Origin of the sequence: Nocardia sp. NPDC050175, assembly GCF_044459885.1 — a bacterium.
In the GTDB taxonomy this organism is placed as follows: Bacteria; Actinomycetota; Actinomycetes; order Mycobacteriales; family Mycobacteriaceae; genus Nocardia.
This window is the reverse complement of the sequence record NZ_JBITJI010000011.1, coordinates 207,676-228,731: the sequence shown is the minus strand read 5'-3', so window position 1 is coordinate 228,731 and position 21,056 is coordinate 207,676. Positions and strand designations below refer to the sequence as shown.

General features: G+C 66.8%; 23 protein-coding genes. 17 read left to right on the top strand and 6 right to left on the bottom strand.

All coding sequences use genetic code 11. From position 1 onward, the window contains the following. Positions 1 to 89: 89 nt before the first annotated feature. A complete protein-coding gene (locus ACIBK2_RS32680; RefSeq protein ID WP_396972867.1) occupies positions 90 to 1,349 on the bottom strand; it encodes a glycosyltransferase 87 family protein in 1,260 nt (419 codons plus the stop codon). 137 nt (positions 1,350 to 1,486) lie between these two features. Here ACIBK2_RS32680 and ACIBK2_RS32675 point away from each other — a divergent pair, with 137 nt between their 5' ends. Together ACIBK2_RS32675 and ACIBK2_RS32670 are read left to right on the top strand one after the other, a co-directional pair. Beyond that, entirely contained in the window at positions 1,487 to 1,879 is a 393-nt protein-coding gene (locus ACIBK2_RS32675; protein ID WP_396972866.1) for an ankyrin repeat domain-containing protein, read from the top strand. A gap of 68 nt (positions 1,880 to 1,947) precedes the next feature. Beyond that, the gene (locus ACIBK2_RS32670; protein WP_396972864.1) at positions 1,948 to 2,367 is read left to right on the top strand and encodes a nitroreductase family deazaflavin-dependent oxidoreductase; all 420 of its coding nucleotides are present in this window, start codon (positions 1,948 to 1,950) and stop codon (positions 2,365 to 2,367) included. Between the two features lie 3 nt (positions 2,368 to 2,370). Here the strand turns inward: ACIBK2_RS32670 and ACIBK2_RS32665 are convergent, their stop codons facing one another. Further along, the gene (locus ACIBK2_RS32665; RefSeq protein ID WP_396972862.1) at positions 2,371 to 3,741 is read right to left on the bottom strand and encodes an FAD-dependent oxidoreductase; all 1,371 of its coding nucleotides are present in this window, start codon (positions 3,739 to 3,741) and stop codon (positions 2,371 to 2,373) included. Positions 3,742 to 3,899: 158 nt separating this feature from the next. Here ACIBK2_RS32665 and ACIBK2_RS32660 point away from each other — a divergent pair, with 158 nt between their 5' ends. From ACIBK2_RS32660 to ACIBK2_RS32615, 10 genes are all read left to right on the top strand, one after another. After that, on the top strand, positions 3,900 to 5,456 hold the full coding sequence (locus ACIBK2_RS32660) for an amino acid permease (RefSeq protein WP_396972860.1): 1,557 nt from the start codon (positions 3,900 to 3,902) through the stop codon (positions 5,454 to 5,456). 409 nt (positions 5,457 to 5,865) lie between these two features. Then, the gene (locus ACIBK2_RS32655; protein WP_396972858.1) at positions 5,866 to 6,408 is read left to right on the top strand and encodes an MSMEG_0572/Sll0783 family nitrogen starvation response protein; all 543 of its coding nucleotides are present in this window, start codon (positions 5,866 to 5,868) and stop codon (positions 6,406 to 6,408) included. 9 nt (positions 6,409 to 6,417) lie between these two features. Next, entirely contained in the window at positions 6,418 to 7,476 is a 1,059-nt protein-coding gene (locus ACIBK2_RS32650) for an MSMEG_0568 family radical SAM protein (protein WP_396972856.1), read from the top strand. A 4-nt stretch (positions 7,477 to 7,480) separates the two neighbouring features. Continuing rightward, positions 7,481 to 8,890 carry an MSMEG_0567/sll0787 family protein gene (locus tag ACIBK2_RS32645; RefSeq protein ID WP_396972854.1) on the top strand — a complete coding sequence of 470 codons (1,410 nt, stop codon included), beginning with the start codon at positions 7,481 to 7,483 and terminating at the stop codon, positions 8,888 to 8,890. After that, on the top strand, positions 8,887 to 9,801 hold the full coding sequence (locus ACIBK2_RS32640) for a carbon-nitrogen hydrolase family protein (protein WP_396972852.1): 915 nt from the start codon (positions 8,887 to 8,889) through the stop codon (positions 9,799 to 9,801). The genes ACIBK2_RS32645 and ACIBK2_RS32640 overlap by 4 nt, the downstream gene beginning before the upstream one ends. Beyond that, on the top strand, positions 9,794 to 11,044 hold the full coding sequence (locus ACIBK2_RS32635; protein ID WP_396972850.1) for an MSMEG_0569 family flavin-dependent oxidoreductase: 1,251 nt from the start codon (positions 9,794 to 9,796) through the stop codon (positions 11,042 to 11,044). Before ACIBK2_RS32640 ends, ACIBK2_RS32635 begins: the two co-directional genes overlap by 8 nt. Positions 11,045 to 11,051: 7 nt before the next feature. Next, the gene (locus tag ACIBK2_RS32630) at positions 11,052 to 11,897 is read left to right on the top strand and encodes a carbon-nitrogen hydrolase family protein (RefSeq protein ID WP_396972848.1); all 846 of its coding nucleotides are present in this window, start codon (positions 11,052 to 11,054) and stop codon (positions 11,895 to 11,897) included. Further along, a complete protein-coding gene (locus ACIBK2_RS32625; RefSeq protein WP_396972846.1) occupies positions 11,897 to 12,979 on the top strand; it encodes an MSMEG_0565 family glycosyltransferase in 1,083 nt (360 codons plus the stop codon). The genes ACIBK2_RS32630 and ACIBK2_RS32625 overlap by 1 nt, the downstream gene beginning before the upstream one ends. A gap of 61 nt (positions 12,980 to 13,040) precedes the next feature. Beyond that, positions 13,041 to 13,736, top strand: coding sequence for a hypothetical protein (locus ACIBK2_RS32620; RefSeq protein WP_396972845.1), 696 nt, complete (start codon positions 13,041 to 13,043; stop codon positions 13,734 to 13,736). Between the two features lie 58 nt (positions 13,737 to 13,794). Then, positions 13,795 to 14,166, top strand: a complete 372-nt coding sequence (locus ACIBK2_RS32615) for a hypothetical protein (protein WP_396972843.1) — start codon at positions 13,795 to 13,797, stop codon at positions 14,164 to 14,166. Positions 14,167 to 14,173: 7 nt separating this feature from the next. On the opposite strand, the gene ACIBK2_RS32610 is transcribed toward ACIBK2_RS32615, so the two are convergent. Both ACIBK2_RS32610 and ACIBK2_RS32605 read right to left on the bottom strand, forming a co-directional pair. Then, a complete protein-coding gene (locus ACIBK2_RS32610; RefSeq protein WP_396972842.1) occupies positions 14,174 to 14,662 on the bottom strand; it encodes a carboxymuconolactone decarboxylase family protein in 489 nt (162 codons plus the stop codon). Beyond that, entirely contained in the window at positions 14,659 to 15,738 is a 1,080-nt protein-coding gene (locus ACIBK2_RS32605; RefSeq protein WP_396972840.1) for a dihydrodipicolinate reductase, read from the bottom strand. The genes ACIBK2_RS32610 and ACIBK2_RS32605 overlap by 4 nt, the downstream gene beginning before the upstream one ends. 260 nt (positions 15,739 to 15,998) lie before the next feature. On the opposite strand from ACIBK2_RS32605, the gene ACIBK2_RS32600 reads away from it, so the two are divergent. Further along, positions 15,999 to 16,319 (top strand): nuclear transport factor 2 family protein, encoded by a 321-nt coding sequence (locus ACIBK2_RS32600; RefSeq protein ID WP_396972838.1) that lies wholly within the window; start codon positions 15,999 to 16,001, stop codon positions 16,317 to 16,319. Between the two features lie 234 nt (positions 16,320 to 16,553). Then, positions 16,554 to 16,883: a hypothetical protein gene (locus tag ACIBK2_RS32595; protein WP_396972837.1), complete on the top strand. Its 330-nt coding sequence runs from the start codon at positions 16,554 to 16,556 to the stop codon at positions 16,881 to 16,883. A 4-nt stretch (positions 16,884 to 16,887) separates the two neighbouring features. Here ACIBK2_RS32595 and ACIBK2_RS32590 read toward each other — a convergent pair whose 3' ends face one another. Further along, entirely contained in the window at positions 16,888 to 17,457 is a 570-nt protein-coding gene (locus ACIBK2_RS32590) for a TetR/AcrR family transcriptional regulator (RefSeq protein ID WP_396972835.1), read from the bottom strand. Positions 17,458 to 17,597: 140 nt separating this feature from the next. Between ACIBK2_RS32590 and ACIBK2_RS32585 the strand changes: the two genes are divergently transcribed. From ACIBK2_RS32585 to ACIBK2_RS32575, 3 genes are all read left to right on the top strand, one after another. Next, a complete protein-coding gene (locus tag ACIBK2_RS32585; RefSeq protein WP_396972833.1) occupies positions 17,598 to 17,882 on the top strand; it encodes an antibiotic biosynthesis monooxygenase family protein in 285 nt (94 codons plus the stop codon). A gap of 75 nt (positions 17,883 to 17,957) precedes the next feature. After that, positions 17,958 to 18,539, top strand: a complete 582-nt coding sequence (locus ACIBK2_RS32580; protein ID WP_396972831.1) for a DUF2867 domain-containing protein — start codon at positions 17,958 to 17,960, stop codon at positions 18,537 to 18,539. A 266-nt stretch (positions 18,540 to 18,805) separates the two neighbouring features. Further along, positions 18,806 to 20,428, top strand: a complete 1,623-nt coding sequence (locus ACIBK2_RS32575; protein ID WP_396972829.1) for a hypothetical protein — start codon at positions 18,806 to 18,808, stop codon at positions 20,426 to 20,428. On the opposite strand, the gene ACIBK2_RS32570 is transcribed toward ACIBK2_RS32575, so the two are convergent. Continuing rightward, entirely contained in the window at positions 20,413 to 20,979 is a 567-nt protein-coding gene (locus ACIBK2_RS32570; RefSeq protein ID WP_396972827.1) for an NADAR family protein, read from the bottom strand. The two genes, ACIBK2_RS32575 and ACIBK2_RS32570, sit on opposite strands and share 16 nt — an antisense overlap. Between the last annotated feature and the right edge of the window lie 77 nt (positions 20,980 to 21,056).

Sequence of the window (21,056 nt, the reverse complement as noted above, 5' to 3'; positions counted from 1 at the left end):
GCCTCGAGTAATTCTGTCGGCGACGGCAGGGTGCCGTCACTGACGGCCCTACCCGGGGATCCCGGCAGCAAACACCAGGGTGGTCAGGATCAGTGCTGCGGCACCAGTGCGGGCGCCGGTTCCGCGGCCCGGCGGCCGGAGAAGAAATACAACGCGACGAGCAGCACGCTGAACCACACATAGGTGTTGCCGACGATGTGTTGCCATGGCGTCCACTGGGTTTCGCGATGCTCGCCGTCGGGCAGCCAGTTCTGCGGACCGTACACGAAGACCGCCGTGATGACGGCGATGGTGATCCACCAGCCGATGGCCTGACGGCGCGGCAGCCTGGTCGCGTAGCCGATCGCGCCCGCCAGGGCCGGAGCGATCCACACCCAGTGGTGCGACCAGGAGATCGGCGAAAGCAGCAGCGTGAAGACCGCGTTGATGCCCAGCGCGAGCGGCGGGAAGTCGACCGCCCGCCGCATGGCCGCGACCACGAGCACCAGCAGCGCGGCGCCGAGGATCAGCCACAGGATGGTGGACGCAGGCTTGGGCACCTGCAACCGCGACAGCACCGCCTGGATCGACTGGTTCGTGTGGAACGCCGACCCGCTCAAGCCGGACACATTGCCCATGCCGCCGAACCAGTACTTCGTGGACTCGTGCGGCAGCACGGCGAAACCGAGCAGCGTCGCCGCCGCACCGGTCGCGGCGGCCGTCGCCGCCGACTTGTAGTCGCGGCGCACCAGGAAATACAGGACGAACGCCGCCGGGGTCAGCTTGATGGCCGCGGCGACGCCGATCAGCATGCCGCGCCGCCAGCGGGGTTTGATCGCGAGGCAGTCGGCGACGACCAACGCCATCAGCAGCAGATTCACCTGACCGAAGTCCAGCGTCGAGTGCACCGGCTCCAGCAGTAGGGCCAGCGGTGTCGCGCACGCGGTGGCAACCAGGACCAGCCTGCGCTGATCCTCGCCGGGCCACACCCGCCGGGCGACCAGGTACATGGTGAGCGCCAGCGCGGCCACCGAGGACACGAAGAAGGTGAACGCGGCCGCATGCCAGGGCAGCAGCGCGAACGGGCTCAGCGCCAGCGCGGCGAACGGCGGATAGATGAACGGCAGCCCCGCGCCGATGGTGGTCTGCGGCAGCTGTCCGTACATGTCGTGGCCGTGCCGTAGCGCGTCCACACCGAGGCGATACACCTGTAGGTCGATGAACCCACCGGTGATCTTGTGGAACGGCCAGGTCGGCAGCAGCAAACAGAACGCGGCGAACGCGATACAGAGGACCGGTGCCAGCCACCCAACGACGCCGAGTCGACGGTTCTTGGCTTCCGGCTCAACGCGGGTGGTCACACTACTCATCCGCGGCGACTATACCGACCTATGTCGTCCGGTACACCAGGTGGGAGGGGCATTCGGTGGCCTGCCGGGTGATCCTTCGCAAAACGGATGCCGCTACTGGCGGCAAACCCGGGCTGCGTGGTGGTAGGAATGGGCGAATGAGCGCTGACCTGGATCCGGAACTCATCGAGCTCGCCACCAAAGTGTTCGACTTCGCACGGCAAGGGGATGCCGCCTCGCTGGCCACCTATGTCGATGCCGGAGTGCCCGCCGATCTCACCAATGATTCGGGCGACACCCTGCTCATGCTGGCCGCCTACCACGGCCATGCCGAGGCCGTCGCGGCGCTGCTGGATCGCGACGCGGACCCGAACCGAGCCAATGACAAGGGCCAAACCCCGCTGGCCGGTGCGGTTTTCAAGGGCGAGAACGAGATCGCGCGACTCCTCATCGAGTCGGGGGCCGACCCCGACGGTGGCACCCCGTCCGCCCGCGAGGCCGCCGTCATGTTCGGCAAGGCCGACCTGCTGGAGCTGATGGCCGACTACTGAAGCGGCGCAGGAATTTCGCCGCTCGTCCGGTGGTTGCCGGAGAAAACGCAACCGCTGGAGGAAAAAACGTGTCCGAACCGAAGAGCTTCAACGAACAGGTGATCGACGAGTTCCGCGCCAACGCGGGCAAGGTCGGCGGCATGTTCGAGGGCGCGCCCATGGTGCTGATCACCACGACCGGCGCCAAATCCGGGCGAAGCATCACCAACCCGCTGGTCTACCTGCGCGACGGGGACCGGGTCGTGCTCATCGCCTCCAACGGCGGCAACGACAAGCACCCGGCCTGGTACCACAATCTCCGGGCGAACCCAGACCTCACCGTCGAGATCGGCACCGAGCGGTACGCGGCCAAGGCCGAAATCGTGTCGGGTACCGAACGCGACGCGCTCTACGCCGGGATGGTCGAGATCATGCCCGGTTTCGCCGAGTACGAAGCCAAGACCTCGCGGGTGATCCCGGTCTTTGCGGTGCACCGCGCCGCAGCCTGAGCGCTACCCGCGTTCGCGCACCGCGGTAACCGCCTTACGGGCGGCCACCAGGATGGGATCCCAGACCGGCGAGAACGGTGGCGCGTAGCCGAGGTCGAGGGCGGTCATCTGTTCGACCGTCATCCGCGCGGTGAGCGCGACGGCAGCGATGTCGACGCGCTTACCCGCGCCCTCGCGGCCCACGATCTGCACGCCGAGCAGGCGGCCGGTGCGGCGCTCGGCGAGCATCTTCACGGTCATCATCGCGGCATCGGGGTAATAGCCTGCACGGCTGGTGGATTCGATGGTGACGGCGACGAACTGCAGGCCCGCCGCGCGAGCGTCCTTCTCCCGCAAGCCGGTTCGCGCGACCTCGAGGTCACAGACCTTGCTGACCGCGGTGCCGACGACACCGGGGAAGGTCCCGTAGCCACCGCCGACACCGGCGCCGATGATCTGGCCGTGCTTGTTGGCGTGCGTGCCGAGGGCGATGTGGCGTTCCCGCTCGGACACCAGATCCAGCACCTCGACACAATCGCCACCCGCCCAGATGTTTTCGTGGCCGCGCACCCGCATGGCCAGGTCGGTGAGCAGTCCGCCGTACTCCCCCAGCGGCAGGCCCGCCGCCCGGGCCAGCTCGGTGTCCGGGCGCACGCCGATGCCGAGCACCACCACATCCGCGGGGTATTCGGCGCTGTCGGCGACCACCGCGCGGACGAGACCCTGTTCGTCGGTGCGGATCTCGGTCACCTCGGCATTGCCGACCACCTTGATACCCAAGCCGCACATGGCATCTCGCACCAGCGCGCCCATGTCCGGATCCATCGTCGACATCGGCTCCGGACCGCGGTGCACCATCGTCACGTCGTAGCCGCGCTGAATCAGCGCCTCCGCCATCTCGACACCGATGTAACCCGCGCCGACCACCACCGCCCGCTTGCCCTCGATGCGGTCGAGGGTCTCGATCAGCGCCTGCCCGTCGTCGAGGGTCTGCACGCCATGCACCCCCGGTGCGTCGATGCCCGGCAACGGCGGACGGATCGGACGCGCACCCGTGGCGATGACGAGTTTGTCGTAGTCCGTCCATGATTCGGCACCGGACTCGAGATCGCGAGCGCGCACCCGGCCACCCGCGACATCGATCTCGGTCACCTCGGTGCGCATGCGCAGATCGATGTCGCGGGATCGATGCTCCTCGGGCGTGCGAGCGATCAGCGCGTCCCGATCGAGCACATCGCCACCCACCCAGTACGGGATGCCACACGCGGAGAACGACGTGAACCGTCCCCGCTCGAAGACCACGATCTCCAGCTCACTCGCGCCCTTCAGCCTGCGTGCCTGCGAGGCCGCCGACATTCCGGCCGCGTCACCACCGATGACCACCAGTCGCTCCATACCGCCCACGCTACGGCCGTTCGGCCGTGGCCGGACGGAGGGGGTCGTCGCGATTTGCTGCGGTATTCCTGGTTGCCGTGCGGTTGACCCGGGTTTACTTCAGACTGATCTTCTGGCAAACGCAGTGTGAGGGCTGCGTTTACACCCGGGAGCTGTATATGAGTGATAACCCGTCCCCGTCCGACGATGAGCGTCGGCTCGCCGAACTCGGCTACAAACAAGAATTGGCCCGGTCCTGGTCCGGATTCTCGAACTTCGCCATCAGTTTCACCATCGTCTCCATCCTGACCGGCGGATTGGCCAGTTACGGAATCGGTTTGGCCAATGGCGGCCCGATCACTATGGCCTGGGGCTGGCCGCTCGTCTCGATCATGGTGCTGTTCATCGGCATGGCGATGGCGGAATTGGCGTCGGCCTATCCCACCTCCGGCGGCCTGTACTGGTGGGCGGCGCAGCTCGGCGGGCCGGTCTGGGGCTGGTTCACCGGGTGGTTCAACCTGATCGGCCAGATCGCGGTGACCGCGGCCATCGATTACGGGGCCGCGATCTTCACGACCGTGGTGCTGAATGTGATCGGCATCGATATCGGCACCGACCGGACCGCGATCTTCCTGGTTTTCGTGGTGATCCTGGTGCTGCACGCGGTGCTCAACGCGATCGGGCCGCATCTGTCCGCGGTGATCAACAATATTTCCGCGTGGTGGCACGTCGGTGGTGTGGCGATATTCGTGCTGGTGCTCGCGTTCGGCGCGAACCATCATCAGAGCGTCGAGTTCGTGTTCACCAAAACCGTCGACAACGCCGGCGTCGGGTTCGGCGGCGTGGCCTTCAGCTTCCTGCTCGGCCTGCTGCACGCGCAGTACACGTTCACCGGATACGACGCGTCCGCGCACATGTCCGAGGAAACCCACGACGCCTCGCGGATGGCGGCCAAAGGCATCATCAACACCATCGTGGTCTCGGCGATCGCCGGATATCTGCTCATCATGGCGGTGACCTTCGCGATCCCGAATCTCGACGACGCGCTGGATCCGACGAAGAACAGCGGCTATCCGGTGATCTACATCCTGGAGAATTCGCTCAATTCATTCTGGTCCGGGCTGCTGCTGATCATCGCCGCGATCGCGCAGCTGTTCTGCGGGTATGCCTCGGTCACCTCGGCCTCGCGGATGCTGTTCGCGTTCGCCAGGGACGGCGCGGTGCCGGGATCGGCGCTCTGGTCGAAACTTTCGGCCAAGCGGGTGCCGGTCAACGCGGTGCTGTTCATCTCGGTCTTCGCGTTCGTGCTGTTGATTCCGTCGATGCTGGTGCCCGCCGAGAACGCGCCGACCGCCTATGCGGCCGCGACCTCGGTGGCGACCATCGGTCTCTACATCGCCTACGGGATACCGATTCTGCTTCGACAGGTGCACGGGAACCGATTCCGTACCGGCCCTTGGCAACTCGGCCGCTGGTATCGGCCGATCGGTGTGGTCGCGCTGATCTGGATCGTGTTGATCAGCTTCCTGTTCATCCTGCCGACCGATGACCGCGGGTATCCGTGGAACGACGAGTTCACCTGGAACACGGTCAATTACGCGCCGATCGCGTTGGTCGGCGTGGTGGGTGCGATCGGCATCTGGTGGCTGGTTTCGGCTCGGAACTGGTTCACCGGACCGAAGCGCACGGTCGAGGAAGCGCCGGACGCCGGTGACGAGAAGGCGGTCAACGCCTGACTCGGATTTACCCCGAACGGCCCGCTCGCTGATGCCGAGCGGGCCGTTCTTTGTGCCGTCGAGCCGGTTTCCGCGATGTTACGTGTCGTCGCCGCATGCTCCCTGGTCGTTAACTCTTATCGGGCGAATTCCGGCGTTTCGACTTCGCGGTAGTTAAGTCGATCTACCATCCGACGTCACCTTTGTCCGGGTTCAAACGTAATCGCTTGTCCTGCAACACATTAATGCCATGCCGAGCAGGCAATCCGGTGAGTATTACGCAATCGTCGATTGTTCCAGACGTAACCAGTCGGAAATACCCGAGACGTCCACTTGACGAATACGAAATCGGGTGTCCAGCCCGAGGCGGAGGTTCCCGGGCATGGCCGCCCCTGTCGACATCCGTCACTTTCCGCAGAGGGAGAAGCCAATGTCCACACCGTTGCCGACCGCCGATGTCGACCAGGCGATCGAGGAGAACATCAAGAAGTCCCTGGAAGAGATCCCGCACCCGGCGCTGCCCAAGGGCACGAATATCTATGGCTCCACGAAGATTTTCCCCGACTACCAGGCTCAGGCGGGCGAAACGTATTTCACCCTGGTGCACGGCATCGCGCACGAGTCGTCGGTGAGCTTCGTCGCGATCCTGCAGGCGACCAGGGCGCTGCGGAAGGGCTTCGAGTCCGCCATCTACTTCTACGGTCCCGGCGCGGTGAATGCCATTGCCAACCGCGGCTTTCCGACCACCGGCGACAACGGCTTCCCCGGCGAACAGAACATCAACGACGCGCTCGGCACCTTTATCAAGGAGGGCGGGACGGTGTTCTGCTGCCGCTTCGGCCTCGCCCTGCACGGCGCCCGGGAAGAGGACCTGATCGCCGGGGTCATTCCGGCGCATCCGCTCGACGTGCAGGACGCGCTGATCCACTATGCCCGCAAGGGCGCGATCATCAATTCCACCTATCAGCTCTGAGGTGACGTGATGAATGGTCTGTCAACTCGAGTGGATATCGCGCTGCTCGGTATCCGAGTCGATGCCCCGGTACAGCGCCGTTCCGGTGCCGGGCCAAGCGACGACGGCCATGTGCTGATCGGCGGCGTCGGCGCCGCCATCCCGATCCGCTCCGACAGTCCGTACCTCGTCGAAGGCAATCGCCTGCTGCTCGACGGCACGGACGTGGGCCTGGAAATCGAACCCGTTCAGCGCCCCAAGTTTTACGACCTCAACACCGCAGATGGCGTGTCCTATGAGCAGATCGCGCGGCTGCACGGCTCGAATGTGCTGGCCACCACCGTGGTTCAGACCTGCATTCGGTACGGCGAGGACCAGCGATGCCGGTTCTGCTCGATCGAAGCGTCACTGGCGGCGGGCAGCACGATCGCGGTGAAGCGCCCGGATCAGCTGGCCGAGGTCGCCGAGGCGGCCGTGCGGCTCGACGGTGTGCGTCAGATGGTGATGACCACCGGCACTTCCGCGGCGAAGGATCGCGGTGCGCGACACCTGGCCCGGTGCGTTCGGGCGGTGAAAGCCGTTGTGCCGCAGCTGCCGATCCAGGTGCAGTGCGAGCCGCCGGGCGACCTCCAAACGCTGACGGAGTTGCACGAAGCGGGGGCCGACGCGATCGGCATCCACGTCGAGTCGCTCGACGACGAGGTCCGGCGGCGCTGGATGCCGGGCAAAGCGACTGTGCCGCTGGATGATTACCGTGCGGCGTGGGCGGAGGCCGTCCGGGTGTTCGGCCGCAACCAGGTCTCGACCTATCTGCTGGTCGGCCTCGGCGAGGACCCTGACGAATTGGTCGCCGGCGCAGCCGAACTCATCGACATGGGCGTGTACCCGTTCGTGGTGCCGTTCCGTCCGCTGCTCGGCACCCTCGCCGTCGACGTGGACGGTGCCACGGCTCCCCGGCCAGATGTTCTGGCGGACGTGACCGTCCGAGTCGCGAAGGAACTGCGGCGGGCCGGGATGCTCGGCACGGACCAGCGGGCAGGCTGCGCGGCCTGCGGAGCCTGCAGCGTATTGCAGAGCGCCGGAGGTTGATTCGATGACCCTCTCCGAAGCGGACTTCACGGTCCTCACCGGCCCCGCGCCGCGCAGGCCCACCGAACCGGACTTCCTGATTCAGCCTGCCGACGCGGCGCACCTCGCCGCATATCGAGCGCTGCGGCACGAATCGTTCGTCGCGGAGCAAGGCCTGTTCGCCCGCACCGATCTCGATGACATCGATGACGATCCGCGCACCAGGGTGCTGGTCGCACTCGACGCCGAAGGCGCTGTGCTCGGCGGTGTCCGACTCGCTCCCGCCACCGACCTCGATCTCGGCTGGTGGACCGGCAGCAGGCTGGTGGTGGACGGGCACAGGCGAACCCGCGGCGTCGGGCCAGCACTCGTGCGGGCGGCGGCCGCCGACGCCGAGTCGAACAATGTGCTGCGGTTCGAGGCCACGGTGCAGGCCAGGCACGAGCAGATGTTCGCGCGGCTCGGCTGGGTGCGGCTGGCCGATATCGAGGTCGCGCACAGCCCCCACGTACACATGCGCTGGCCGATCGATCGGATCGAGCGGCTGGCCCAAGCCACCAAGGCACTGCTCGCGTCCGCTCTGGCACCACTCCGCGGACTGCCGTCGAGTCTGGGCGGCAACGGATTTCGCGGCGACGATGGCGCGCCGGTGCCGGGCAGCGACCTCATCGCCGCTTGCGACGCCATCATTCCCTCGATGGTGGAACGCGATCCGGAGTGGGCCGGATGGTGTGCGGTGCTTGTCAATCTCAACGACCTATCCGCCATGGGAGCCGCGCCCGTCGGACTCCTCGACGCTGTCGGCGCACCCCATCGATCCATCCTGACCAGGGTGATCCGCGGCCTCGCGCGAGCGAGCGAGGCGTGGGGCGTGCCGGTGCTCGGCGGGCATACCCAACTCGGTGTGCCCGCGGCACTTTCGGTGACCGCGTTGGGTCGCACCACGCACCCGGTGCGCGGCGGTGGGGCACGGCTCGGCGACGAGTTACGGGTCACCGCCGACCTCGGCGGCGACTGGCGGCCCGGATATCAAGGACAGCAGTGGGATTCGACGTCCCGGCGCACCGGCGACGAACTGCGCCTACTGGCCGACTTCGTCGCACGGACACGCCCGAACGCGGCGAAGGACGTCAGCATGGCCGGACTGGCGGGCACCGCCGGCATGCTCGCCGAGGCAAGCGGACTCGGCGCCGAGATCGACATCGCCCGGATGCCCCGTCCCGCAGGCGCTTCGGTGGGCGAATGGCTCACCTGCTTTCCCGGGTTCGCCATGCTCACCGCCGACCGGCCCGGCGCGTCCGCCGGTTCGCCCGGACCCGCCGCGTCGGCCGTCTGCGGACGACTGACCTCGACGCCGGGCGTCGGCCTGCGCTGGCCCGACGGCGTCACGACACGTGCGGTGCACGGCACCGTCACCGGATTAGGAGAGTCATGAACGACGTCACGATCTCCGTGGCGGCTGCGGAATTCGGCCGCGACATGGAGGCGGGTTACCGCACCATCGCCGCTCTGATCGAGCAGGCGCGGGCACGGGACAGCCGACTACTGGTGCTGCCCGAGGCGTGTCTCGGCGGCTACCTGCCGAGCCTCGGCGGCGGCAACGAATCCGAGGAAGCCAAACAGCGCAGGCTGCGCAGCCTGCCACCCGCACTGGAGATCGACGGGCCCGAGGTGCGCCGCGTCATCGACATGGCAGGTGATCTCGTCATCACCTTCGGCTTCTGCGAGGCCGACGGTGCCACGCGCTACAACACAGCGGTGACGCTCAACGGTGACGGCGTACTCGGCACCTACCGCAAGGTGCACCAGCCGCTCGGCGAAAACCTGTGCTACTCAGCGGGATCGGAGTACCGCGCGTTCGATACGCCGATCGGGCGGATGGGCATGCAGATCTGCTACGACAAGGCCTTCCCCGAGGCGGCGCGACTGCTCGCGCTCGACGGCGCGGAGATCGTCACGTCGCTGTCGGCCTGGCCGTCGGCGCGCACCGCCACCGTGGCCAACCTCGACGACGACCGCTGGAAGCAGCGCTTCGACATCTACGATCGGGCCCGCGCCTTGGAGAACCAGCTCATCTGGGTGGCCTCCAACCAGGCAGGTACCTTCGGCTCGCTGCGCTTCGTGTGCAGCGCGAAGATCGTCGGGCCCGGCGGCGAAGTGCTGGCGACGACCGGCGCCGAGCCCGGACTCGCCACCGCGACAATCGATCTCGACGAGAAACTCGGTCTGGCCCGCAACAGCGGTATGTACAACCTGCGCGACCGCAGGCCCGACCTCTATCGCACGGTGGTCGCCGAATTCGGCGTCGTCGGCATGCCTTCGGCCCTGGAGGTGGTCGATGCCTGAGCGGACACATCACGACGTGGTCGTGATCGGCGCGGGCCAGGCCGGGTTGTCGGTGAGCAGGCACCTGGTGCAGCGGGGCATCGACCACGTGGTGCTCGAGCGCGACACCATCGCGCACGAATGGCGCGACAGTCGTTGGGACAGCTTCACTCTGGTGACGCCGAACTGGCAGTGCGTCTTACCCGGCTACCGCTACGAAGGTCCGGAGCCGGACGGCTTCATGAAGCGCGACGCGGTGTACGACTTCGTGCGCGGCTACGCGGCGACATTCGACGCGCCGGTGCGCGAGCACGTCGCGGTCACCGCGGTCACCCACTCCCCCTTCGACGGATTCGACATCGAAACTTCAGCGGGGTCACTGCACGCCGGACAGGTCGTGATCGCCGTTGGCGGATACCACATTCCGGCGATTCCCCGGCTCGCCGAGAAGCTGTCGTCTTCGATCCGCCAGCTGCATTCCTCCGAATATCGCAGCGCCACCGATCTTCCCGACGGCGCGGTGATGGTGGTCGGCACCGGGCAGTCCGGCGCGCAGATCGCCGAAGACCTGCACCTGGCGGGACGGAAGGTGCATCTCGTCGTCGGCAGCGCGCCGCGGGTGGCCCGGTTCTACCGAGGCCGGGATTGCGTTGCCTGGTTGCAGGATATGGGCCACTACGACATCCCCATCGAGGACCAGCCCGGCGGTATCGGCAAGCGCGAGAACACCAATCACTACGTGACCGGCCGCGACGGCGGACGCGACATCGACCTGCGGCAGTTCGCCGCGGACGGAATGTCGTTGTACGGCAGGCTGCTCGACGCGGCGGAGTCGACGATGCGGTTCGCACCGACCTTGGCGGCCTCGCTCGACGCGGCGGACGCGGTCGCGGAGAGCATCAAAGATTCGATCGACGCCTACATCGACCGTGAAGGTATCGACGCGCCACCGGAAGCCCGCTATCGACCGGTTTGGCGGCCCGAGTACGAGACCACCGAGATCGTCTCGGCCGCAGCGGGTATCACGTCGATCGTCTGGGCGGTCGGCTTCCGGACGGACTACCGCTGGCTGCGCGTCGGCGTGTTCGACGGCGAGGGACACCCCTGCCACAACCGCGGCGTGACCACGGCGACCGGCCTGTACTTCATCGGCCTGCCGTGGCAACACACCTGGGGTTCCGGCCGTTTCGCCGCGGTCGCCCGCGACGCCGCCTACCTCGCCGACCGCATCGGCGCGCTCACGCCGAGCTCGGTCCGGGCCTAGGCACCCGATGGGCACCACGCGAGTTGCCGCACTGGCCGGTCATTTCGGCCCCGACATCGCGCGTGCGCTCGACAAACTCGGCGGCATCATCGAGCGGCTGGCCGCCGAGCAGGTCGACCTGCTCGTGCTGCCGGACGCGACGCTGGGCGGCTATATCGGCGATCTGCGCAACCCGGTGGATATCCCGGTCGCCTTGGACCCGGACGGGCCGGAGATCCGGCTGCTGTGCGCGCTGGCGGGCCGGATGACCATCTGTGTCGGGTATGCCGAGCGCGCGGGCGAGCTGCGCTACAACGCGGCAACTTGCCTGACCGGCGACGGCGTGCTCGGCCATCACCGCAAGGTGCATCAGCCCGCGGGCGAACATCTGGCGTACGCGGCGGGCGACAGCTTCACCGCGTTCGATACGCCGGTCGGCCGGATCGGCATGCTCATCGACTACGACAAGACCTTCCCCGAATCGGCCCGCACTCTCGCCCTGGATGGCGCGCGCACCCTCGCGGTGCTGTCGGCCTGGCCTGCCAGCGTGACCGATCGGGCCTCGCGGATGCCGAACGATCGGCAGGCCAGGCTCTTCGACCTGTACGACATGGCGCGGGCGGCGGAGAACCAGGTGGTGCTGGCCTCGTCGAATCAGACCGGCGTCACCGGGTCGCTGCGGTTCCTCGGCCAGGCCAAGGTGGTCGGGCCCGGCGGCGACGTGCTGGCCAGGACGTGGTCGAAAGGTGGTCTGGCCGTGGCGGATATCGATATCGACCGCGAGGTGGACCGGGCCAGGCGGGTGCTGCGGCATCTGGAGGAACGCCGGGTGGGTACCTATCACAACCTGATCGACGAGAAGGGCGTCGGCTGATGCGGATCGCGCTGCTCACCTATTCCACGAAACCGCGTGGCGGCGTGGTGCATACGCTGCATCTGGCGGAGGCGCTGGCGGAGGCCGGAGCCGACGTGACGGTGTGGAGCCTGGCCCGCGACGGCGACCCGGGCTTCTTCCGGCCGGTGGCCGACGCGGTGCGGGTCGAGCTCGTTCCGTTCGCCGCGATCGATGGCGAATCTGTCGGGCAGCGGATTCTGCGGTCCATCGACACGCTACGTGCGGCCTTCGATGCGGCCGGGTACGACATCGTGCACGCGCAGGACTGCCTCAGCGCCAACGCCGCCGGGCGCTGCGTCCGCACGATCCACCACCTCGACGAGTTCACCACACCCGAGCTCGCGGCCTGCCATGAGCGGGCGATCGTCGAGCCTTACGCCAGGATCTGTGTCTCCGCGGCCGTCGCCGCCGAAGTCCGTTCGGGTTGGGGATTCGAGCCGACGGTGATCCCCAACGGTGTCGACTTCGAGCGATTCGCGGCGGCCGCCGCGGCGCCTCGGCAGGCTTGGCGGAACCGATTGGGCCGCTACGTGCTTGCCGTCGGCGGCATCGAGCCGCGCAAAGGCTCGATCGATCTGCTCGAAGCCTTCGCCGTGCTCGTGCGGGCCGAGCCGGATCTGCAGTTGGTCTTCGCGGGCGGCGAGACACTCTTCGACTACCACGACTACCGCGCTCGCTTCACAGCCCGCGCCGACGAGCTCGGTATCACGCCGGTGATCCTCGGCGCGGTGGCCGACGCGGACCTGCCCTCGTTGATGGCCGCGGCGTCGGCAGTGCCGTTCTTCTCACGCAAAGAAGGCTTCGGGCTGGCCGCGATGGAGGCGCTCGCCGCGGGCGTACCCGTTGTAGCGCGCGATCTTCCGGTCCTGCGGGAAGTCTTCGACGATGCCGTCGACTACGTGTCCACACCGGACCAGCTGGCCGCCGCGTTACGCGCGGCGCTGCCCGCGGATCCGGCCAGGCAGGCGCGTGGTCGCGCGGTGGCGGCCCGGTATCGCTGGGCCGACGCGGCCCGCGCCCACCTCGACTTCTATGCCGCACTGACCCGCGCCACGGTGTGATCTGTCCGAGAATTGGCAACTGGTTCGCGGTTTGTCGGTGCCGGTCGCTAGGTTCGTCATCATGGAAAGGATCGACCTGGAAGACAATCCGGCCATCGGCCGGATTATGTTTCCGGGAAACCCGTGGCCGGCCGGACATGCGATCGAGGAGTTCGCGTGGACCGGGCGGATCGACGAGAACGGCAATTTATGGTTCGACTTGCACCTGCGGTCGGCGATGTATGTTGCCGGTGGCGCACCGGAAAGTGCCGTGGCGGACGAGGCTTGGTCGTCGCCGGAGGTGTGGCAGAACTACGGGAGTTGCACGTTGTCGTCCACCTACTGGGGTGAGGACGACGGCACCGGATTTCTCGCCGCCACGCCCGGTGATCCATTTCATCTGAAAACGTTGACGCCACAACGATTGACGGCCGATCCGCTCCCGCTCATCGAACTCGATCAACTCGAATATCTCGCCTTCAACATCTACCTGCTCGGCCACGATTCGGTGGCCGACCAGGAGGTGTTTTTCACCCGCCGCCCGGACGGCAGGCACGATATCGCCTGGCACGGACGCATCGCCCTGACCTACGTCGGCGACGATGATTTTCGCCATCGATTCGAGGCCCGAATCGCCGCGGCCCTCGAATACATCCGGTACCCGGCCAGCCTTTCGCTCGAGGAAGCACACGACCATCTTCAGGCCGTGGTCGACGCGCCCGAGTTATTCGAGACCGGATTGGTCGACGGGCAACCCGCCTGGGTGCCGAAACAGTAGCGAACGGAAAGTGGTTGTCCCAGCCTATATTTCGGGCGACCGCGCTACCGTTGGATAGATGAATTACGAGTTCGTGGTGCTGCCGATGGGGGCCGTCGACTCACCCGCCGAGGTCCTGACCTACGTCCGGACCCAGCACGGACAACCCGTTGACGAGCAGTTGCGCCGCTTCGTCGTGGCCGGGCTGCAGCTGTGGAACAGCCGGGTTCCCGCGGCCTACCGGCATGCGTTACTCCATGTCGAGGCCGCGGGTAGTTCGGTCCGGGTAACGGCGGCCGATCGCGCGGATCGACGCAGGCACCGCGGGTCCGCGGTCGATAATGCGGCGACAGCCGTTCGCGGGCTGATCGAGGGGTTGATATCCGGTTTGGAATATCAGCTTTACGATGCCGTGAACAACACGCTGTGGCCGCCCAAGCGAGTCGAATAATCGTTTGTTATGCGGCCGAATGTCCCGGCAGCACACACGCGGTGTCCAGGCCGAGGACGCGATTGAGTCGGCCGAAGGCCAGCCACGAGCCGATGCTCATGCTGAGTTCCACGACTTCGACCTGCGAGTACTCGGCGAGCATGCGGGTCCAGAACTCGTCATCGATGCCGTGGTGGTCCAGGGCGTAGCGCTCGGCGTATTCGGCCGCGAGCCTGGTGCGTTCGTCGAACGCGTCGGTCAGCCGCCAGTCGGTGACGGCGTCGGCGAACTCCGGCTCCACCTTTTTGCCGTCGCGTTCGGTGCGCCAGTCCTGGCAGAAGATGCAGCCGTTGATTTGCGCGATGCGCAGCCGGGCGGCCTCGAATTCGCGCAGCCCGAGGGTGCTGTGCGAATACACCGACATCGAGAACTGCGCGGCCGCAACGCCGATGCCGGGCACCATTTCGCCCCAGACGTAACCGATCGGGTCCTTGCCCTCGGGGATATCGATGATCATGGGTGTTTCCTTCCGAGTTTGCCGACTGCCGGACGCAGTGGAATATCGAGTGCGTCATAGAGTCCGGGTTCGGCGGCGGCGAGCCAATCGATGGCGCTCACCAAACGGCCTACGGCAGTGGCGTTTCCGCCCGCGGCGCGGTTGCCGTTCTCGTCCGACGCCTCGATGGTGACCTCGATGCGCGGGCGGCCCTCGATGATCACCCGGTGCGCGCCGTCGCCGTCGGCGGGCGCGGGCCAGTCCGGCGCGCAGGACGCGTGAATGCGGGTGACGTGTTCGATGATGATGCGCGGCTCGCCCTCGACGATGCCCTGCACCTCGAACCGCACCGCACCTTGCGTGCCCGCAACGAACTCCCCCATCGACGGTGTGGTGATCGTGGTTTCGAGTTGCCTGCGTTCGAGGGTCTCGCGGATCTCGTCGATTTCGACGCCGAGCGCCCGCGCCATCAGTCGAATCTGGCCGCCCCACACCATGGTCGGCACCGTCGGCGCGAGCATGGGTGGTTGGTAGTCCATCGGCTGGCCCATGCCGACGAGGTAGCGGACCGAGTCCGGCTGGTCGTAGGTGGCGTAGTCGAAGATCTCCTGGCAGCGGATCACGTCGACGGTGCCGCCGAGGCCACTCAGCAACAGCGGCAGCACGTCGTTGCCCCAGCCGGGGTCGACGCCGGAGACGAACAGGGACCCGCCGCCCTCGGCGATCGCGGCCAGCACCGGATCGCGGATGTCCGCCGATGCGTTGCGTGGGTCGTAGAGCGCGTACAGCGCGGGCGTGACGACGATCGCGCCCGCGCGCAGGGCACGGACGATGTCGGCGAGTGCGTCGTCGGGGCGGATATCGCCGGAGGCCGCGTAGACGATCGCGCGCGGATGCGTCGCGAGCACCGCGTCGATGTCATCGGTGGCCGCGACGCCGACCTGATAGTCGAGACCGCTCAGCTCTCCCGCGTCGCGCCCGACCTTGTCCGGATTGTGCACGAGCACACTCGTGAGCCGCAGCGCCGGATGGGCTTCGACGGCTCGAATGGCCGCCCGGCCGACATTGCCGGTGCCCCACACCGTCGTGGAGATCATGCGGGGAGCGTAGCAAGCGCTTGGTCGGTTTCATGGAGTTATCGCAAAAGCTGGGGTCCGGTGGCATCCACGGGAGGTAGCGGGTACGCTAACCACATCTCGGGGCCCGCGTGATTGATCCGCGACCGAAATCCACTCCAGAATCCTCCCGAAGTTATCTGTAACCGTCGGTTACACATAAATCCCGCAGCCGCGATCGGTAGCCAGACGGTTACCAGTTTCGACGACCGTATCGCAGCTACCAGTGGGAGACTGGGTTCATGATTCCCACGGATCAGCTGACCGACCCTGCCGTGCGCGCCTTCGTGACCGCCGTCAACAGCAACGACCCCAGCGCGTTCCGCGGCACCCTCACCCCGGACGCCACGATGTCCGACGACGGCAGCGACGAGGACCTAGACCAGTGGGCCGAGAAGGAGATCTTCGCCGCCAACGGGCGTATGGAAGTCGAGAGCGAAGCCGACGACGGACACTCGCTGATCGCCAACTTCCACAACGACACCTGGGGCGATATGCGCACCAAGTGGCGCTTCACCGTCGACGGCGGCCAGGTCGCACGCTTCGACACCGGACAGGCTTGACCGGACCGCTCGTCACCGAAATCAACTGTTCCGCAACACATCACAGCCGCCAACCGAATGCCCGACTCGCCCGTGCAGCACCCTTCCCGCATGCGGGTTCCCCAGTCGAGGGTTCCAGTACCCGAAACCGATGCTCTCCGTGGCGAGAGCGAGTTAGGTTTAGGAGGCTCGGGGGCGAGCTACAGGTGGTGACATGCGCGACAGAGCGACTTTCAACTGCGAGGAGGGGTGGTGATGACAGATAATCCGACGGCACTCGGTTACCTGCGGCGCGATATCTCTGGTGCGCAGCAAACGTGGGACGAAACCCAGATCCGAAGCCTCGCAAAGCGACTCGGCTACGATCTGGTCAGGACAATCATTTTCGACACGGACACCGAGTATCGGTTGGAGCAACTGGCGACCGCGGTCCAACTCAACGAGGCCGAAGCGGTGATCACACCGTCGCTCGAGCACCTCGACGGCACTGTGGACCCGCTCGTCAAATCGTGCGACATCATCACCGTGCGACCCGAAAACACCTACGCGCGCTGGGCCTTTCCCAAAGCTCAGGCCGACGGGTAAGTCCCTACGCGCCGTCCGGCGGGTTCCCGAGTAGGAGATCCGCTGCGCGGAAAGCGACTTCGTTGCGCGTCAGGTCGTGGTGATCGGCAACGAGGAAGTGCTTGCCGACCGCCAGGCAGAAGGCGAGCAGGCTGCGTGCCTCGACCTCGACCGGATCCGAGTAGAGGCTGCCGAACAGTTCACGCGCGTAATCCATTCGATAGTTGTCGACGCGACGGAGTCGCTCGGCGACCGCGTCATCACGTCGAGCCCAGTCGCGAATCGCCAGGTCTATCGGCAACATTCGATCGTCGGAGAAGGTGAGCAGACCGGCGCGACGAATCTTCGTTCGCGCATCACCCCCCTCACGTTCGACCTGCGCACGTACCTCATCGGTAGCGCCCTGTTCCCAGGCGTCGAGCATCTCGTCGAGCAGTGCGTTCCGATCGGCGAAGTGCCCATAGAAGCCGCCCTTCGTGACACCGAGCGCCTGGGCCAGGCTCTCGATGCGGACGGCCTCCGGACCGCCGGTCGACAGCGCCAGCAAGCCCTGCTCGATCCAGCTGTCCCGTGGTGTGCGAGTGACGGCGACCATACCCCCAGTATCGCCGATGCTGTTGACACGCCCGCACCGCGCGTTACGATCGAACTATACGGCACCGTATATTTGAAAGCCGTTGGGAAGTAACCGAATTGCGTGGGCAACGCGGCCCACGCCACTGTCAGGAGCACGCCATGACCGTCGGTTTCGTAGCCTTTCACTACCCCCGGCCCAGCCATTTCGACGAGTTCGTCGGCCGCGTACGCAAAGTCCGCGACGTGCTGAGCTCGGCCCCCGGCTGCCTGTCCGTCGAATGCTGGATCAGCGCGGACGGCGAAGCTGTCGTCTCCACCGGCCAATGGGAATCCGACGAAGCCTTCGCGGCATCTTTCGCCGCCGTCGCTACCGCCGACGTAGACGTCACCTTCGATGAGCGCGAATGCCGCCCACGCCAGATCGTCAAGCTGAGTTCGGTCTAACCGAAGGAACTGCTCGGTATGCTCCATCCGAGCGCAGTTTCTGATCAATCGGCACAACCGGATCGAGGCCCAATCATGCGGCTCCCGAAAACTGCCCACACCAGCCGCCCCTGGCGCATTCACGAATTCACCCACGATTTCAAGCTCGAGGACGTCTGGGCGCTCCCGACCCCCGGCGGCCCCGACGACTTCCCTCGGCTCGTACAGCTCTTCGCATCGCACAATGACACGAGCCAGTTCCCAGCCGCCTACCGGATACTTTTCGCAATCCGCTGGAAGCTCGGGGCGCTGTTCGGCTGGGACAAGCCGGACACCGGCATCGCCACCCGCGTGCCATCACTGCGCGACCGGCTACCCGCCGATCTCCGCGACGCGCCACCCGGCCCGAACTTCCTGTCCGTGCCTTTCCATTCCGTCTTCCTGACCGACAACGAATGGGCGTCCGAGATCGCCAACAGCACCGTGCATGCCGTGATGCACATCGGCTGGGTCCCCGACGAAACCGGCGGCTACCGCGGCCAAATGGCCGTATTGGTCAAGCCGAACGGCCTGCTCGGCAAGCTCTACCTAGCCGCCATCCTGCCGTTCCGCTACCTCTTGGTCTACCCGGCCCTGCTGCGCACGATGGCACAGGCCTGGCAAGCCCAACCCGCCTAGCCTCGACAACTCGACCTTCGGCGGTTTGATCCGCCGCGCGCTTTGTCTGGCACCGATGCGCCAGCACGTCAATTCGGACAAAACAGCGATATCGCTACTGGCCGAACAATTTTTGGGGCGCGGGGCCGGGCACCGGGGAAGAACGCCGCCCACACGTTAAGGGGGCCGCCGGATCGGTGCGCCTTTCCCGGCTTCGGCAGGTACGGTATACCCCGCCGCAACAGCGCAAGGACGGCACGACGCATTCGGCGGAAAGGCGGGCATCGATGAACGAGCCCTATTCGTCATGGGCCGCTCGGAATTCGCCCGACGACCGGCCGCTTTCCGCCCGCTATCAGAGCGCGGAACCGATCGTTTTGCGTGGCAGCAAGGTCTATCCGATGTACACCGAGCAGGTCGGGCCCGAGCCGACCACGATCACGGTGACGCTGCTGTCCGCCGCGCCCCCGGCCGGGCTGCGCGGCCTCGGCATGGGCTTGTCGGTGGTCGACGGCTACCTCGGCCTGAACGGTCGCCGGCTGAACGGCGTCGACGTGTGGTCCGATGCGCTCGTCGGCGGCATCAGCTTCGACATCATCGGCACCGGCCCCGGCACCCTGGTGACGCTGACACCCGTCTGGGTCGACAGTTTCGGCGAGCAGAAGTCCTGGGTCGGCAATTACGGCATCGTCGTCGAGGGCACACCGGACGGCCGAACCGTGCTGTGGTGCAGCATCGGCGAGGGTCCGGCCAATTTCGCCAACCTCGTCGTCGAAGTGCATTCCACCCCGGCGAACCTACCGGCGGAACCACACCCCGCCCCGGACGCCCAGCACACCCATCCCCTGCGCTCGATGCCGAACCTGCCGACGAATCCGAGCGGCGCCTACCCGTCGACCACGCCGAACACCGCGCACCACCCGACCATGCAGTCGGCGCAGACCCATCCCGGCGGGCCGGGCCCGAACGCCGCGTATTCCGGTGCGCCGCAGCCCACGCCGAAACCACAATCGGTGCCGAACCCACAGTCCTCGGCGAATCCACAGTCCGCACCGAACTCACAGTCCGCACCGAACCCACAGTCCGCGCAGAGCGCACGGTCCGCAGCGAACCCACAGTCCACACCGAACTCACAGTCCGCGCAGAGCGCACGGTCCGCAGCGAACCCACAGTCCGCACCGAACCCACAGTCCGCGCCGAATCCACACGCAGCACCGAATCCACAGCCCGCACCGAACCCACAGTCCGCGCAGAGCGCACGGTCCGCAGCGAACCCACAGTCCACACCGAATCCACATGCAACGCCGAACCCCCAGTCGACAGCGAACCCACAGTCCGCGCAGAGCGCACGGTCCGCAGCGAGCCCGCAGCCTGCACCGAACCCACATGCAGCGCCAAGCCAACAGTCCGCAGCGAACCCACACGCAGCGCCAAACCCACAGCCCGCAGCGAACCCCGATGACGCAGCACAACCCACTCGGACACCGCACCTCGGCTCCGACGCCAAATACGGCCCCGGCGTTCAGTCCGCGCCCACCCGTCCCATGCAGGCGAGGCCACGCGCCGAGGAAGAGCCCGCGCAGGACACCAGCTATCGGACCGCCCTCTACGACCTCGGCGTCGCGATGTACGGCCGCGGCGAGGAAGACCAGGCGTGCGGACTGTGGGCACAGGCTGCCGACGCGGGTCACCCCGGCGCCGCCTACGACCTCGGCGTCGTCCGCTTCCGCCGCGGCGATCTGGCCGACGCCGAACGCTGGTGGCGTACCGCGGCCGATCGCCGCGAGCCGCGCGCGATGGCCGGCCTCGCCGAACTCCTTGACCGCCAAGGCAATTACGCCGAGGCCCGGGTCTGGCGCGCGTGCGCCGACGAGGAGCGCGTCACGAACGCCGATCAGTCGGTCGGCTGACCGCCGCGTAGTTCCGCGCGCGCGTCCATCAACGCGAAACCCAACAGGTTGAGTCCAGGCCACTGCGCGGGATCCTCGGCCTGCGGACTGTCCGCCGCCAGCCCGATCCCCCAGATCCGGTCCACCGGACTGGCTTCCACCAGCACCCGATCGCCGGTACCGAGCAGATATTCCATCAAGTCCGCGTGCTGCCCGAACTTCGCGACATTCCCGCGCACCACCACTTCGTACCGGTGCGCACCCCACAGCTTGCCGTCGAAGCCACGCACTTCCCGCCCGAGCCGCTTCGCGTCCTTCGGCGTCCGCGCCGCCAGCACCCGCTCGGCGTTCTCCGCATCCCCGAACAGCCGCGCCTTACCCCACATCATGTAGTGCTCGGCCGACGCGAACTCCACCCCGTCGACCACGAACGGCGCAGGCCACCACTGACTCAGGCAGCTGGCCCCGATTCGCCCACTCCGCTCCGGCTGATGCCCCCAGAACAGCAGATAGTCCACCTTCTCGCCCGCAGTTGTCACCCTGACCAGGTCGCCTACCGAACGCAGGTTCATGATCAAAGTGTGCCCTATGGTCCGCCGACCCTGCCTCCGAAATATCCGTGAGCGGCGTTGTGGGCGGCGGACATAGG